At 58.1% G+C, this 14097-nt stretch carries 12 protein-coding genes; 8 read left to right on the top strand and 4 right to left on the bottom strand.

Features of this window, described 5'->3' with window-relative positions; all coding sequences use genetic code 11:
* Positions 1 to 66: 66 nt before the first annotated feature.
* The 3 genes from Q1K07_RS02130 to serA form a co-directional block, all read right to left on the bottom strand.
* A complete protein-coding gene (locus Q1K07_RS02130) occupies positions 67 to 1446 on the bottom strand; it encodes an 8-oxoguanine deaminase (RefSeq protein ID WP_300307106.1) in 1380 nt (459 codons plus the stop codon).
* A gap of 348 nt (positions 1447 to 1794) precedes the next feature.
* Positions 1795 to 2718 carry a DMT family transporter gene (locus Q1K07_RS02125; protein WP_300307103.1) on the bottom strand — a complete coding sequence of 308 codons (924 nt, stop codon included), beginning with the start codon at positions 2716 to 2718 and terminating at the stop codon, positions 1795 to 1797.
* Between the two features lie 184 nt (positions 2719 to 2902).
* Positions 2903 to 4153, bottom strand: a complete 1251-nt coding sequence (gene serA, locus Q1K07_RS02120) for a phosphoglycerate dehydrogenase (RefSeq protein ID WP_300307100.1) — start codon at positions 4151 to 4153, stop codon at positions 2903 to 2905.
* Positions 4154 to 4431: 278 nt separating this feature from the next.
* Between serA and Q1K07_RS02115 the strand changes: the two genes are divergently transcribed.
* From Q1K07_RS02115 to djlA, 4 genes are read left to right on the top strand one after another with little or no spacing between them, the layout of a single operon-like run.
* Positions 4432 to 4746, top strand: coding sequence for an exodeoxyribonuclease VII small subunit (locus tag Q1K07_RS02115; RefSeq protein ID WP_300307097.1), 315 nt, complete (start codon positions 4432 to 4434; stop codon positions 4744 to 4746).
* Complete coding sequence (gene ispA, locus Q1K07_RS02110; protein ID WP_300307094.1) at positions 4733 to 5620, top strand: (2E,6E)-farnesyl diphosphate synthase; 888 nt, start codon at positions 4733 to 4735, stop codon at positions 5618 to 5620. The genes Q1K07_RS02115 and ispA overlap by 14 nt, the downstream gene beginning before the upstream one ends.
* A 16-nt stretch (positions 5621 to 5636) precedes the next feature.
* The gene (gene dxs, locus Q1K07_RS02105; RefSeq protein ID WP_300307091.1) at positions 5637 to 7544 is read left to right on the top strand and encodes a 1-deoxy-D-xylulose-5-phosphate synthase; all 1908 of its coding nucleotides are present in this window, start codon (positions 5637 to 5639) and stop codon (positions 7542 to 7544) included.
* Positions 7538 to 8314, top strand: a complete 777-nt coding sequence (gene djlA / locus Q1K07_RS02100; RefSeq protein WP_300307811.1) for a co-chaperone DjlA — start codon at positions 7538 to 7540, stop codon at positions 8312 to 8314. The genes dxs and djlA overlap by 7 nt, the downstream gene beginning before the upstream one ends.
* Before the next feature lie 36 nt (positions 8315 to 8350).
* Here the strand turns inward: djlA and Q1K07_RS02095 are convergent, their stop codons facing one another.
* Positions 8351 to 9268, bottom strand: a complete 918-nt coding sequence (locus tag Q1K07_RS02095; RefSeq protein ID WP_300307089.1) for a LysR family transcriptional regulator — start codon at positions 9266 to 9268, stop codon at positions 8351 to 8353.
* A 136-nt stretch (positions 9269 to 9404) separates the two neighbouring features.
* Between Q1K07_RS02095 and Q1K07_RS21240 the strand changes: the two genes are divergently transcribed.
* From Q1K07_RS21240 to Q1K07_RS02080, 4 genes are all read left to right on the top strand, one after another.
* Positions 9405 to 9515, top strand: coding sequence for a pentapeptide repeat-containing protein (locus Q1K07_RS21240; protein WP_366945020.1), 111 nt, complete (start codon positions 9405 to 9407; stop codon positions 9513 to 9515).
* Positions 9512 to 10534 (top strand): aldo/keto reductase, encoded by a 1023-nt coding sequence (locus Q1K07_RS02090; protein WP_300307086.1) that lies wholly within the window; start codon positions 9512 to 9514, stop codon positions 10532 to 10534. The genes Q1K07_RS21240 and Q1K07_RS02090 overlap by 4 nt, the downstream gene beginning before the upstream one ends.
* A 195-nt stretch (positions 10535 to 10729) precedes the next feature.
* Positions 10730 to 12274 carry a Na+/H+ antiporter NhaC family protein gene (locus Q1K07_RS02085; RefSeq protein ID WP_300307083.1) on the top strand — a complete coding sequence of 515 codons (1545 nt, stop codon included), beginning with the start codon at positions 10730 to 10732 and terminating at the stop codon, positions 12272 to 12274.
* Positions 12275 to 12492: 218 nt separating this feature from the next.
* Positions 12493 to 14034 carry a bifunctional GNAT family N-acetyltransferase/carbon-nitrogen hydrolase family protein gene (locus tag Q1K07_RS02080; protein WP_300307080.1) on the top strand — a complete coding sequence of 514 codons (1542 nt, stop codon included), beginning with the start codon at positions 12493 to 12495 and terminating at the stop codon, positions 14032 to 14034.
* Positions 14035 to 14097: the final 63 nt, after the last annotated feature.

Here is a 14097-nt window from a genome sequence, read left to right as displayed (position 1 = left end):
TGCCTGATCATGTTGTTATATATCGGCTTATATCGGCGTTTCAGATCAGCACCTTAGCCTGGTGTCTCACACCGCCTTGCGTAGCTCCCGGGCTGCGGCATCGTGACGAGCCAGCAACATTTCCAGATCGACATCCAGGGGCATGCCACCTGCCACGCGCCACTGGCCAGCGACCATCACCCGGTCGGCACGATGGGCACCGCATAGCAGCAGAGCCGCCAGTGGATTTTCTGCTCCGGAAAAACGCGCTTCGTCGAGCTTGAACATGGCCAGATCAGCCTGCTGTCCGGGCTTGAGACCACCAATGTCGGTGCGTCCCAGGCAGCCGGCGGAGCCCTGCGTGGCCCAGCGAATCACATCCTGATGGCGGACCTGACTTGGTGAGTAGCGCAGGCGCCCGATCAACAGGGCCTGACGCATTTCCTCGGCCAGGTTGGAATGGTCGGCGGAGGCTGAACCATCCACGGCCAGGCCAACGGGGCAACCTGCTGCCTCCAGCTCCAGTGTTCGACACATGCCGGAGCCGAGCACCATGTTGGAAGATGGGCAGTGGGCAATGCCGGTACCAGCCTGGCCCAGGCGCTGTACTTCCTCGTCATTGAAATGAATGCCATGTGCCAGCCAGGTACGGCTGGATAGCCAGCCAGTCGCGTCCAGGTAATCCAGTGGGCGCATGCCAAACAGTTTCTGACAGTAATTTGTCTCGTCTTCAGTCTCGGCCAGGTGGGTATGCAGCCGAACGTCCTTCTCTTCGGCCAGGCGAGCACTTTCCTGCATCAATTCACGGCTGACCGAGAAGGGTGAGCAGGGAGCCAGGGCCAGGGTGATCATGGCGCCTTCACCACGTTCATGGTAGGCATCGATCAGGCGAGTGCTTTCGGCAAGGATGGTGGCTTCATCCTGCACCACCGACTGCGGTGGAAGGCCGCCGTCTTCCTTGCCCACGCTCATGGAGCCTCGGGTCAGGGCGGCACGCACCTTGAGTCTTCTGGCTGTCTCGACCTGAATGTCGATAGCACTCTGCAGTGCCCCGGAGAAGACATAGTGATGGTCTGCCACTGTCGTGCAGCCACTCATCAACAGCTCGACCATGGCCAGCTCACTGGCCAGGGCCAATTGATCCTCGGTGAGATTGGCCCAGACGTCATATAGCGTTGTCAGCCAAGGAAACAGCTCCTTGTTGAGCGCCGGCGAATAGGCCCGGGTCAGCGTCTGGTAAAAATGATGATGGGTATTGACCAGGCCTGGCAGCAGTACATGAGAGGAAGCGTCAAAGACCTGATCGACAGGAGTGGCTGGCGTCGCGCCTTGAGGCACGGCTTCGACGATACGTTGGCCTTGAATCACTACGCCACCGGCTGCCTCCGGGTCGCTGACGGCAAGAGGGTGGCGGACCCATAGGGTGTTCTGGGCGGTATCAAGGGAAGATGCGGTGGTCTGGATCATGTTGTCCTCCTGGGTGACTTCGCTAGGCGAAGGGTTACCCAAGCATCTTGGCCCGCCACGAGGCTCGCTCTCGGTGGGATACCTGGTTCAGGTGCCTTCGCTGGAACCTGCTCGGCAAGGCAGAAGAGAAGGATTCTCTTCCTTGTGGTGCATGAATGCCGAGTGTGTACCAGTTTGGTGCGCAATGTTGTGCTGTTATTGTGTACAAAATGAAAGGCCGGAGCAGGGATGTCAAGCATCCCTGGAAAGACCGGCTTATTTCGGCTTATGCGAATATTAAGGTGCTGTTGGAGCAAGGAGTATGATGACTGGAAGGGAAGCACTGAATGCCTCAGTGCTTCTATCCGTTCATCGAGCTGGTGGAGCATCCTCATGCTGACTGTTGAGCTTTTGAGCCGAGCGCTTGGCTAGCCGATCACCAAACAGATAGGCGCCCAGAGCGACAAGGATCAAGGCAGCACCCAGCAGCATGGAAAGTGATGGCGACTCCTGGTTCAGCAGCATGCCGAGCGTCATGGCCAGTATCGGTGTGATCAGTGTGACCAGCGCCACGGTGGCGGCGTGCAGGCGTGACAGAATCAGGTAATAGCAGAGGAAGCCAATCAGCGAACCAAATAGGGCCAGGTACAGGACGGCCCACAGGCCTCGATGCGTCAGAGGTATCCACAATGGCTCTCCACTGGCCAGCCATATCACCAGAAAGCAGGGCATCGACATGGCTAGCGCTCCCACTGTCTGGGTAAGCGGTTGCAGACCCGCGGCGACACGTTGCACGGCAATGCCACTGGCGCTGAACAGGGTCACGGCTGCCAGCATCATGATCAGTGCCGTCAACTGCTGGTGTCCTCCCAGTGTCAGGCTATCGGCAAAGACCACGGCAAGGCCGGCGACCCCCAGGGCACAGCCGATCCAGTGCCAACGCTTGAGTCGGGTGGCGCCAGGAAGTGCCTGAAGAATCAGGCCCGAAATCAGTGGTGCCATGCCGAACATCACCGAGAGCATGCCGGAAGGCAGGAACTGAGAGGCGTGATAGCTCAGCGCCATGGCGCCGAATACCCCCGGGACGGCTGCCGCATAGCTGGTCAGCGCCTTGCGATCGAGGCGAGGAGCACGACGTAATAGCAGAAGAATCAAGGCCCCGGCTGCCAATGCCAGACCCATGCGCAGCATGACGCTGCCGACGGGGGCACCCGCTTCAGCACTCCATTTGATGGCGAGCGGTGTCGAGGCCCATACCAGTACCACGACAAGATAAGCCAGTCCGGTTGGCATTCGAGGTATCCTTTCTCAAGGCTGAGAATCACAAGGCTGGAAGAACGTAAATCGCCACCCCGGAGGATGGCGATTCTGCACAACTAGAGACTAGCGCGGGATACCTCGGGAGGAAACCCGTTTTAGGCAAGCAGGCTGTTAACCTGCCTGCTTGTCAGCCTGCACGGTCTTAACCTGCGAGGTCTTAACCTGCATAGTTGGCCTCGGAATACAGCACGCGTACGCGCAGGGTGTGCTTGACCTCACGCAGAGCTTCCAGGGCCTTCGGGCCATAGGCCTTGTCCACGTCGATGACCACGTAACCGACCTTTTCGTTGGTCTGCAGGTATTGGCCGGAGATGTTGATGTCGTTCTCGGACAGTACCCTGTTGATTTCGGACATCACGCCTGGAACGTTGTCGTGAATGTGCAGCAGGCGATGCTTGTCCGGGTGCGCCGGTAGTGCGACCTCAGGGAAGTTGACCGAAGTGATGGTCGTTCCATTGTCGGAGAAAGTGACCAGTTTTTCGGAGACTTCGACGCCGATGTTTTCCTGGGCTTCCAGAGTGGAGCCACCAATGTGCGGGGTCAGAATGACATTGTTCAGGCCGCGCAGCGGGCTGACGAATTCTTCGTTGTTGCCCTTGGGTTCAACGGGGAAGACATCAATGGCAGCGCCATTCAAGCGGCCTTCCTTGATGGCTTCGGCCAGTGCTTCGATCACTACCACGCTGCCGCGGGCGGCATTGATCAGGATAGCGCCGGGTTTCATCAGCGCGATTTGCGCTTCGCCAATCAACCAGCGGGTAGACGGCAGGTCCGGTACATGCAGGCTGACAACGTCGGAGCGAGCCAGCAACTCTTCCATGCTGGCGACCTGGCGGGCGTTGCCCATGCCCAGCTTGGTGACAACATCGTAATAGATAACGTCGAAGCCAAGGGCTTCAGCCAGCACGGAGAGCTGTGAGCCAATGCTGCCATAGCCGACGATGCCCAGCGTCTTGCCTCGTGCCTCGTGGCTGTTCTTTGCACTCTTCATCCAGCCGCCCTGATGGGCAACGATGTTCTTCTCGGGGATGCCACGCAGCAGCATGATGGATTCAGCCAATACCAGCTCGGCTACCGAACGGGTGTTGGAGTAAGGCGCATTGAAGACCGGAATACCACGCACCAGGGCGGCGGTCAGGTCGACCTGGTTGGTGCCGATGCAGAAACAGCCTACCGCAACCAATTTTTCTGCTGCCGCGAACACTCGCTCGTTGAGTTGGGTACGAGAGCGGATGCCGATAAAATGGACATCACGGATCTTCTCGATCAGTGATTCTTCGTCCAGTGACGTCGGCATGTGTTCGATATTGGTGTAACCGGCGTTGAGAAAATTGTCCACTGCACTCTGGTGGACGCCCTCGAGCAGCAGGATCTTGATCTTGCTCTTGTCCAGGGACGTTTTGGCCATGGTTGAATCAACCCCTTGGTTGCGGTAGCCGATGGTGGCTAGGTGTGAGAGTCCCGGCTGGCGGGGCTCGAAATCAGGGCACACAGATTACCACATGCACGTCTTTTGACGTTGAAAATGCATGCAGCACAATATGAAAGCGCTGCAAGTCTGTGCTGGCTGAACTTGCATTGCCAATACAACTGGGCAGAGGCATCCATAAGGTGGACGTGTATACTATTGCTCTTTGATAGCGCGCTTTTGTGCACACCCTTTTAGACAACCCGTGAACCCTGAATATGGCCAAGCAGGACACTCGACAACAGGATGCCGGTGCGGAGCCTCGGCCTCACGATGAAGAGCCTCAAGATTTCGCTGCTTCCATGGAGCGACTCGAGACGCTGGTCGAGCAACTGGAATCTGGAGAGCTGTCCTTGGAAGCTTCTCTCGAGGCCTTTGAGCGAGGTGTGGTTCTGGCTCGCGATGCTCAGCGGCGCCTGAGCGCAGCAGAACTCAAGGTTCGCAGCCTGACCGAAAGCCAGGATGGCGGCATGCAGTTGACGCCTTTCAGCACCGGTGAGGAAAACCCGGTGGAGAACGATGGTGAAGGCTGATGTACTGACTACCCGGCTGGCGGAGGACCGTGCCCGGGTAGATCGTTACCTTGAGGCTCTGTTCTCTCAACGGCAGCCAGTTGATGTGCGCCTGGATGATGCCATGCGCCATGGGCTGCTGGTCGGTGGCAAGCGCCTGCGCCCGATATTGGTATACACCGCTGGCCGTGCCCTGGGCGCAAAAGAGTCAGAGCTTGATGCCCCGGCAGCTGCCATAGAGCTGATCCATGCCTACTCTCTGGTCCATGATGACCTGCCGGCGATGGATGACGACGACCTCCGACGAGGTCAGCCGACGGTGCATCGTGCCTTCGATGAAGCAACCGCTATTCTGGCGGGCGACGCCTTGCAGACGCTGGCCTTCGAAGTGCTGGCGACATCGTCTTCGACACGACTGGCATCGCTGGTTGGCACGTTGGCTCAAGCCACTGGCCGTGATGGCATGGCTGCCGGTCAGGCACTGGACCTGGCGGCAGTGGGGAGTTTTCCGGACCTGCAATCCCTGGAAACCATGCACCGTCACAAGACAGGGGCATTGATTCGTGCTGCAGTGCGTCTGGGCGGGTTGGTCGCGGTGGATGAAAATGACCCGCGTCTTGCTGCCTTGGATGCCTATGCGGCGGCGATAGGCTTGGCCTTCCAGGTTCACGATGATGTCCTTGATGTGACTGGCGATACCCAGACCCTGGGCAAGATGTCTGGGGCTGACGCAGCACGTGATAAACCCACCTATCCCGCCCTGCTCGGGCTCGATGGCGCCAAGGCCAAGGCCAATGCGTTGATCGATGAAGCGCTGCAAGCGCTCGCCCCTTTGGGGGATAGCGCCCAGACACTGGCCGGGCTTGCTCGTTACATGATCGAGCGCGACCATTAAGGATCACAGGGCTACCATGAAGTTGTTTGACACTATTCCGACCAAACGGCCGACCACCCCGTTGCTCGACACTCTGGATACTCCAGATGCGCTACGGGCCATGTCCCAGGAACAGTTGCGTGCTGTTGCCGATGAGCTGCGTGCCTATCTTCTCTACAGTGTGGGTGTGTCTGGAGGCCACTTCGGGGCCGGACTAGGCGTGGTCGAATTGACCGTGGCACTGCACCATGCCTTCGCCACTCCTCATGATCGCCTGGTGTGGGATGTCGGACATCAAGCGTATCCGCACAAGATTCTTACCGGCCGGCGCGAGGCCATGACCGGTATTCGCCGCTATGGTGGCCTGGCAGCTTTCCCGCGCCGCGCGGAATCCGAATATGACACCTTTGGTGTCGGCCATTCCAGCACATCGATCTCGGCGGCACTGGGCATGGCCCTGGCATCGCGTGCCAGCGGCGAAAAGCGACGTGTCTGCGCGATCATCGGTGATGGTGCGCTGACCGCAGGGATGGCCTTCGAAGCCTTGGCCCATGCAGGGCATCTGGATGCCAATCTACTGGTGGTGCTCAATGACAATGAGATGTCGATCTCGGAGAATGTTGGCGGCATGGCCAGCTATCTGGCGCGTATCCTGGTCAGCAAGCCGTATTTGAGCATGCGCGAGAACAGCAAGAAGGTGTTGTCGCACTTGCCGGGTGCGCTGGAACTGGCTCGGCGCACCGAAGGGCACATGAAGGGCATGGTCAGCCCCGCGACCCTGTTCGAGGAGATGGGCTTCAATTATGTCGGTCCCATCGACGGCCATGATCTTGAGGCCCTGACTCTGGCACTGCGTAGTATGCGCGACCTGGAAGGCCCGCAGTTCTTGCACGTGAAGACGCGTAAAGGGCGCGGTTTTCTGCCCGCAGAGTCCGATCCCATCGGTTATCACGCCATCACCAAACTGGAACGTCCCGACGAGGCGGGCAAAGGTGATGACGCCAAGCGGGCTGATCAGGGCAAACCCAAGAAAAAGAAGTATTGCAGTGTCTTCGGTGATTGGATCTGTGACATGGCAGCGGGCGATCCGCGCCTGATTGGCGTCACACCTGCCATGCGCGAAGGCTCTGATCTGGTGCGCTTTTCCAAGGAATATGCCGATCGTTACTACGATGTCGCTATCGCCGAGCAGCATGCTGTGACCTTGGCGGCAGGCATGGCCTGTGAAGGCATGAAGCCTGTGGTGGCGATTTATTCCACTTTTCTCCAGCGTGGTTATGACCAGCTGATTCACGATGTGGCGGTGCAGAATCTGGACGTGACCTTCGCCATCGACCGTGCGGGGTTGGTGGGCGAAGACGGCCCCACCCACCACGGTTCGCTGGACCTGAGCTACCTGCGCTGCGTTCCCGACATGATCGTACTGGCCCCGGCAGATGAAGCCGAGTGTCGTGCCATGCTGAGTGCTGCTTATCAGCATCCCGGGCCTGCGGCTGTACGCTATCCGAGAGGCACCGGCCCTGGAGTGGAAATTCCCGAAGGGCTTGAACCCATGCCGATCGGAGTCGCCGAGCAGAGGCGTCAGGGCAGCAAGGTAGCGCTGTTGGCCTTTGGTAGCCTCAACACCCCGGCTGCCGAGGTGGCCGAGCGTTTGGGTGCCACGCACATCAATATGCGTAGTGTGAAACCGCTGGACCGCCAGGCTGTGCTGGATGCAGCACGGGAGCATGAGTTGCTCGTCACGTTGGAAGAAAATGTGGTCGCTGGCGGTGCAGGAAGCGGTGTCAACGAACTGCTGCTTGCTGAGGGTGTCCAAGTGGCGGTACTCAACCTGGGCTTGCCGGATGCCTTCGTCGAGCATGGCTCTCCAGCGGAACTGCTGCGTGACTGCGGCCTTGATGTTGAGGGCATCGAGGCATCGATTCGCAAGAGGATTTCATTTTGACCCTGATACTGATAGGTGCGCTTCTCGGTTTCTTTGTGGGCGGTCCCTTTGGCCTGCTCATTGGTGGTGGCCTGGGCTGGTGGCTGAGTGGAAGACTCAGCGGTGGTTTGAAAATGGGCCGAGGGCTGCTGGAGATGCAGCGCCAGTTCCTGGATTCCACTTTTGCCGTTATGGGAGCCTTGTGTCAGGCCGATGGCCAGATCAGCGGTAATGAGCGCCAGGTGCTAGAGCAGCTGTTTTTGCGCCTGCGCTTGCCTGAAGCCGCCAAGGCGGATGCACGTGCGGCATTCGAGCGAGGCACATCCGCGGATTTTGATCTGGATGGCGAACTGGCCAGGGTGGCGCGCCTGACTCGTAGCCAGACCGCTCTGCGACAGGTTTTCCTCCAGGTTCAGCTGTCCGCCATTGCTGCTGATGGAGTGCTGCATCCTGCTGAAGAGCAGATGATCATGCGTGTGGCTCGTGGCCTCGGCTGTTCTGCGGCAGAGATTGCCCAGATCGAGGCCATGCTGCGAGGTGCCACGCAGCAAGGAGCGGGTACTGCCGAGAGCCAGAGCTCCCTGGATGACGCCTACAAAGTGCTGGGCCTTGAGCCTGACGCCAGTGATAGTGAGCTCAAGCGCGCTTATCGCAAGCTGATGAGCGAGAATCATCCCGACAAGCTGGCCAGCCGGGGTCTACCGGAGAGCATGCGAGAGGTCGCCGAGGCCCGCACAGTGGAGATCGGCAACGCTTACCAGCGGATTCGCCAGGCTCGTGGTCAAGCCTGAGAAACCCCTCTTCAGCGCCCATACCGTTCCTTCTCTTCACGTGGCTGCTGTGCCATCGAACTGAGCCAGCAGGCGTCGGGCCAGGTGTTGCGCCTTGGTGTCGTCCCTGCGCCAGGCCAGGGCGACATTCAGGTCGAGGGCGGCCCAGTCTTCGGTAAGGGGCCGCATCACCACGCCTTCTCGCCGCGTGGCTAGAAAACTTTCTGGGATCAATGCGGCCCCCTCGCCAGCGGCAACGGCGGCCAGCAGGTGGTGATGATCCGTGGGCTCTTCCCGGCGAGGCGGATGATAGCCCGCCAGCCGGAATACCCGGTCACAATGATCGAAGTAGGCTGGATTCCCCCGCCGTGCAAACCAGAGCAATGGCGTCTCGTTCAGTAGCTTGAGATCGACTTTTTCTACCTTTGCCAGTGGGTGAGATGTGGGTAGTGCCACCCACTGAGGTTCTCGCTTTATCACCCTTACCACCACGCCCTCCGGTACTTCATTCGGCAGCCCAATGAAGGCCAGTTGCAGGCGGCGCTCCATTTCCCAGTCCAGCAGTCTGGCGAGTAATTCCCGAGACGACTCCCGAATGACAGTCACCTGAGAGTCCAGCATCGTGGTCAGTGTCTGCTGAGAAGGGAAAGCCAAGGGGTCCAGTGCGGATGTCATGCCAAGTGCGACGACAGGCGTATCGTGATGGCTCTGCTGGCGAGCCTCATTGCAGGCGGCCTCGATTTCACTGAAGCAGGGACGTAGACGTGCCGCCAGGCGCTCGCCGGCCGGCGTCAATGCGACCCGTCGGGTGGTGCGCTCGAGCAGCTTGATGCCGAGCTCTGCTTCCAGTGCCTGAATCCGGCGGGTCAAGGGAGGCTGGGAAAGGTTCAGCTTGGCTGCCGCCTGACGGAAATGCCCCGTGTCTGCGACCGCAAGGAAACTGAGTAATCGTTCGCAATGGATTCGATAAGTCATGAGGGTGACTGATGCTCTGTGGGTATCAAAGTATCGGCAATTCTCTTTGCCATCTCCAGCAGGCAGGATGAGTGACGTTCCCGGCCGGAACCTCCTTCATCCATCGATGGCTTCAATGAGCCATGTTTGATGAAGCCTGCTTTATGGAACTCGGTTTTATGAAGCTCGGTTTTATGGAGCATCGCTTTATGAAACACAGCTTTATGAAACACAGCTTGAACAATGTCTCACCAGAGGTGACTCATGACGCACTCTTCTCCACTCGATGCTGTTCGCCCCTTGGGCAGTTCTCTACGTGTTTCTCCCATGGGACTGGGCTGCATGGGGATGTCGGAGTTCTATGGGCCGAGCGATGATGACGTTTCCACTACGTTGATCCATGCGGCTCTGGATGCGGGAATCAGCTTGTTCGACAGCGCGGATACTTATGGTCTCGGCCACAACGAAAGTCTGCTAGGCAAGGCATTGGGGACACGTCGAGCAGGGGCCGTCGTGGCGACCAAGTTCGGGATTGCGCGCAAGCCCGGGCATTACGAACGTTCGCTCAGGTCGGATCCGGCCTACGTGCGCAGTGCCTGCGAAGCATCGCTCAAACGTCTCGGTACCGAGACCATTGACCTCTATTACGCGCATCGTCTGAACCCCCTGGTGCCGGTGGAAGAAACCGTCGGTGCCATGGCAGACCTGGTCAAGGAAGGCAAGGTACGAGCCCTGGGGCTGTGCGAGGTCTCGGTAGCGACTCTGGAACGAGCCTGTACGGTACATCCGATTGCCGCGCTGCAGAGTGAATATTCGTTATGGACGCGGGATGTGGAAGCCGAGATTCTGCCGGCCTGCCGTCGCCTGGGGGTCTCCCTGGTGGCCTACTCTCCACTGGGAAGAGGTTTTCTCAGTGGTGCTATCCATTCACGCGAGCAACTGGCCGAAGATGATTTCCGTCGCCATGCCCCTCGCTTTTCCGAAGACAATCTGGCTGACAACCGGCGCCTGCTTGCCCGTCTTGAGGTGTTTGCCCATCAACGCGATGCCACTCCGGCCCAGATCGCCCTTGCCTGGCTGCTGGCTCAGGGAGACGACATCGTGCCGATTCCCGGGACGCGTCGTGTAGCGCGGCTGAACGAGAATATCGCAGCGGCTTCGATAGTGCTCAGCAGCGAGGAGGTCGCTCAATTATCACAGTGGTTCCAGCCAGGGGCTGTCCGTGGAGAGCGCTACACCACAGAAGGCATGAAGGGGATAGAGGTCGATACCCGGCTGCCTGATTGATAATAAAGGAAGCATGTCCGGGAAGTCTCTTCCTGGACACCTGCTTCCAAGGATGTGACATCGAGGTTGCCGTTTGTGTCGGTAACACCTAGGATGCCCCGCTGTTCCCCACCTTGGCCTGTGCCAGGTGTCACGAAATGCAGGCATTCAGGCTGCTTTATTCGCGAATATCGACAAGAACCCTGGAGACTTCCGATGTCCTTCGGACTCTTTTCCCTGCTGCCACCGTTGCTGGCCATTGTGCTGGCATTGGCGACGCGTAATGTGATTCCCGCATTGTTTTGCGGGGTCTGGCTCGGTGCCACCATGCTGGCGGATTACAATCCTGCTGCTGGCTTCTATAACAGTTTTGCCGACTTCATCGTGCCGAGCATCGGTGACGAATGGAATGCCACGGTATTGATCTACTGTGGCTTGTTCGGGGTGTTGATCAGTGTCCTGCAGCGTACAGGTGGCGCGCATGCCATTGCCCAGGCCATCTCGCGCAAGGTCAACACCGCCCGTGGTGCCCAGGGCGCCTCGTTGGGGTTGGGCATGCTGATCTTCTTCGAGGATTACTTCAATGCACTGACAGTAGGCAGTGTCATGCGGCCGATTTCTGACCGCATGAAAGTGTCTCGCGAGAAGCTGGCCTATATCGTCGATTCAACATCAGCTCCCATGTGCTTGCTGGGGCCGGTATCCACCTGGGTAGTGTTCGTCATGGGGTTGATCGGAACCCAGATGACGCAGATGGATATCAGTGGTTCCGAATATCTGCTCTACCTGTCGACGATTCCGCTGAATTTCTACGCCTGGCTGGCGCTGGGCATGATTGTGTTGATTGTTGTCACACAGTGGGATTTTGGCCCTATGGCGCATGCGGAACGCCGTGCCCGGGAAACCGGCAAACTGATGGAAGATGGTGCCAAGCCTCCGTCCGATACTGAAGCCATGGCGCTGGATGCACCCAAGGAGACGGCCAAGAAGCGCAACATGCTGGTGCCGATAGCGGTATTGCTGGTGATGATTCCACCCCTGTTTCTGTGGACGGGCGACTATGGCAACAATGACCTGGTCACTGCTGTAGGTAATGCCGATGGGGGCCAGTCGATCCTGATTGCTACCATGCTTGCCGTGATGGTTGGGCTGGGTATGGGGATGCAACAGCGTCTCTTTGGATTTCGCGAGGCCATGGACATCCTTGTCGATGGCATCAAGAGCATGACGCTGGTTTACATTATCCTTGCGCTGGCATGGTCCATCGGCAGCGTGACCTCTGAGCTGGGAACCGCGGATTACCTGGTGACGCTGGCACAAGCCAACATTTCGCCAAGTCTGGTGCCGGTCCTGCTGTTCGCGATTGGTGCAGTGGTGGCATTCACCACGGGGACTTCGTATGGCACCTTCGCGATCATGATTCCCATCGCGATGCCAGTAGCCGCTGCCATGGATCTGCCGATGGCCCTGGCGATTGCTGCCGTGCTCAGTGGTGGCATCTTCGGCGACCATTGTTCACCGATCTCCGACACCACCATCCTGTCCTCGGCAGGGTCCAGCTGTGACCATATCGATCATGTGCGCACCCAGTTGCCTTATGCGGCGACGGCAGGAATATCGGGAATGCTGGCCTTCTTTGTGGCAGGCCTTTTCGGCACCTTGATCGGAGCCTTTGCCGGTGTGGCAGCTCTGGTGAGTATCGCGTTGTTGCTGAGGGCCTTCTGGCAGCCTGGTATGGCAGGAAAGGCGCGGCTCAGCTGAGCAGCCGAAGACCGATAACTACGCCACAAACATCCGGTACCTGTCATGCGGGTACCGGATGTTTGTTTATTTACCGCAGACAGGTTGTCGCCGCCATTTGCTCTTTCTGCGCGGCATGGCTCGAAGCTTATGCCGTTGCGCTAGTACAGGGTGGGGTGAAAAGGGGCTGATTCATGAGCATGGTAGTCTTGCGGTAATTCTTTGGAGGAATATGTGCCATGTCCCTTGATAATCTTCAGCTCAACCTGCGTAACCTGACACCAGAAGATTACCCGCAGCTCAAACGGCTCATGGATCAGGTCTACCACGACATTGGTGGCGCATGGCCACAGCGCACCATAGAAAAGCTGATCAGTGAATTCCCGGATGGACAGATCGTCATAGAGGATGACGAAAAGCTGGTGGGCGTTGCCCTGACGGCACTGGTGAATTACGACAAGTTTTCCAACCCGCATCGCTATGATGACCTCATCGGACAGCGTGACACCATTCAGAATGATGCCGATGGCGATGCCATGTACGGTATGGATGTGTTGATTGACCCCGCTTACCGTGGTTATCGTCTTGGCCGGCGGCTGTATGAGGCACGCAAGGAGGTATGCCGGCAGCTCAATCTCAGGGCGGTGCTAGCGGGCGGTCGTATCCCCGAGTATCACAACGTTGCCGATGAAATGTCTCCGCGTGAGTACATTGACAAGGTGGCACGCAGAGAACTGCATGATCCCATTCTATCCTTCCAGCTGGCCAATGATTTCCAGGTCAAGCGCCTGATGCGCAAGTATTTGCCTGAAGATCAGAAGTCACAGGGGTACGCCACTCTGCTGGAGTGGAACAACATTCTTTATGAGCCGGCTGAACTGATGCTCGAGAGCCGTCCCACACAAGTGCGTGTAGGTGCGGTGCAATGGCAGATGCGCGAGTTCGCCTCGGTCGATGCCGTCCTGCAGCAAGTGGAGTATTTCGTTGATGCACTGTCCGGTTATCAAAGTGACTTTGCTGTATTCCCGGAACTGTTCAATGCTCCGTTGATGGGCCTGCAGGACCGCGCGGCCCAGCAGGATCAAATGGCAGCAATCCGCTTTCTGGCCGGGTTTACCGAGCATTTCAAGACGGAAATGTCCCGCATGGCGGTGGCGTACAATATCAATATCGTTGCCGGGTCGATGATCGAGGAAGGAGAGGACGGACGTCTCTATAATGTTGCCTACCTGTGTCACCGTGATGGCACGCTGGAGCGCCAGAGCAAGCTGCATGTCACACCTCAGGAGCGCCGAGACTGGGTTATTGAAGGGGGAAGCAACCTGCAGGTATTCAACACAGATGCCGGTAGGGTTGGCATTCTGATCTGCTATGACGTGGAATTTCCCGAGCTGGGGCGACTTCTGGCTGATCAGGACATGGACATTCTGTTCGTGCCGTTCTGGACGGACACCAAGAATGGCTATTTGCGTGTGCGTCATTGTGCCCAGGCACGGGCGATTGAAAACGAATGCTATGTGGTCTTGTGTGGCAGTGTGGGCAATGTACCGTCCATCGAGAACCTGGATATTCAGTATGCCCAGTCATCGGTTTTCTCACCGTCGGATTTCGCCTTCCCGCATGATGCGGTGATGGCCGAGACAACGCCGAATACCGAGATGATCATGTTCTCGGATCTTGATCTGTCACGCTTGATGGTGGTTCGTAATGAAGGGTCTGTGACCAATCTCAAGGATCGTCGCAAGGATCTGTTTGATTTACGTCTGAGACACAAGTCCTGACATATCGGGGAGTCCCATAAACATGGGAACTCCCCGTACGGAAAGGACTTCTTAGACAGAAGT

The sequence above is a fragment of the Halomonas sp. genome (assembly GCF_029263665.1).
GTDB lineage: Bacteria > Pseudomonadota > Gammaproteobacteria > Pseudomonadales > Halomonadaceae > Halomonas.
Note: the sequence above shows the minus strand (reverse complement) of the source record. Positions and strands in the feature narration are given on the sequence as shown.

Excerpts from the sequence above, each read along its gene's own strand:
- Q1K07_RS02130 (WP_300307106.1), bottom strand. The coding sequence starts at position 1,446 with ATGATCCAGACCACCGCATCTTCCCTTGATACCGCCCAGAACACCCTA.
- Q1K07_RS02125 (WP_300307103.1), bottom strand. The coding sequence starts at position 2,718 with ATGCCAACCGGACTGGCTTATCTTGTCGTGGTACTGGTATGGGCCTCG.
- serA (WP_300307100.1), bottom strand. The coding sequence starts at position 4,153 with ATGGCCAAAACGTCCCTGGACAAGAGCAAGATCAAGATCCTGCTGCTC.
- Q1K07_RS02115 (WP_300307097.1), top strand. The coding sequence starts at position 4,432 with ATGGCCAAGCAGGACACTCGACAACAGGATGCCGGTGCGGAGCCTCGG.
- ispA (WP_300307094.1), top strand. The coding sequence starts at position 4,733 with ATGGTGAAGGCTGATGTACTGACTACCCGGCTGGCGGAGGACCGTGCC.
- dxs (WP_300307091.1), top strand. The coding sequence starts at position 5,637 with ATGAAGTTGTTTGACACTATTCCGACCAAACGGCCGACCACCCCGTTG.
- Q1K07_RS02095 (WP_300307089.1), bottom strand. The coding sequence starts at position 9,268 with ATGACTTATCGAATCCATTGCGAACGATTACTCAGTTTCCTTGCGGTC.
- Q1K07_RS02090 (WP_300307086.1), top strand. The coding sequence starts at position 9,512 with ATGACGCACTCTTCTCCACTCGATGCTGTTCGCCCCTTGGGCAGTTCT.
- Q1K07_RS02085 (WP_300307083.1), top strand. The coding sequence starts at position 10,730 with ATGTCCTTCGGACTCTTTTCCCTGCTGCCACCGTTGCTGGCCATTGTG.
- Q1K07_RS02080 (WP_300307080.1), top strand. The coding sequence starts at position 12,493 with ATGTCCCTTGATAATCTTCAGCTCAACCTGCGTAACCTGACACCAGAA.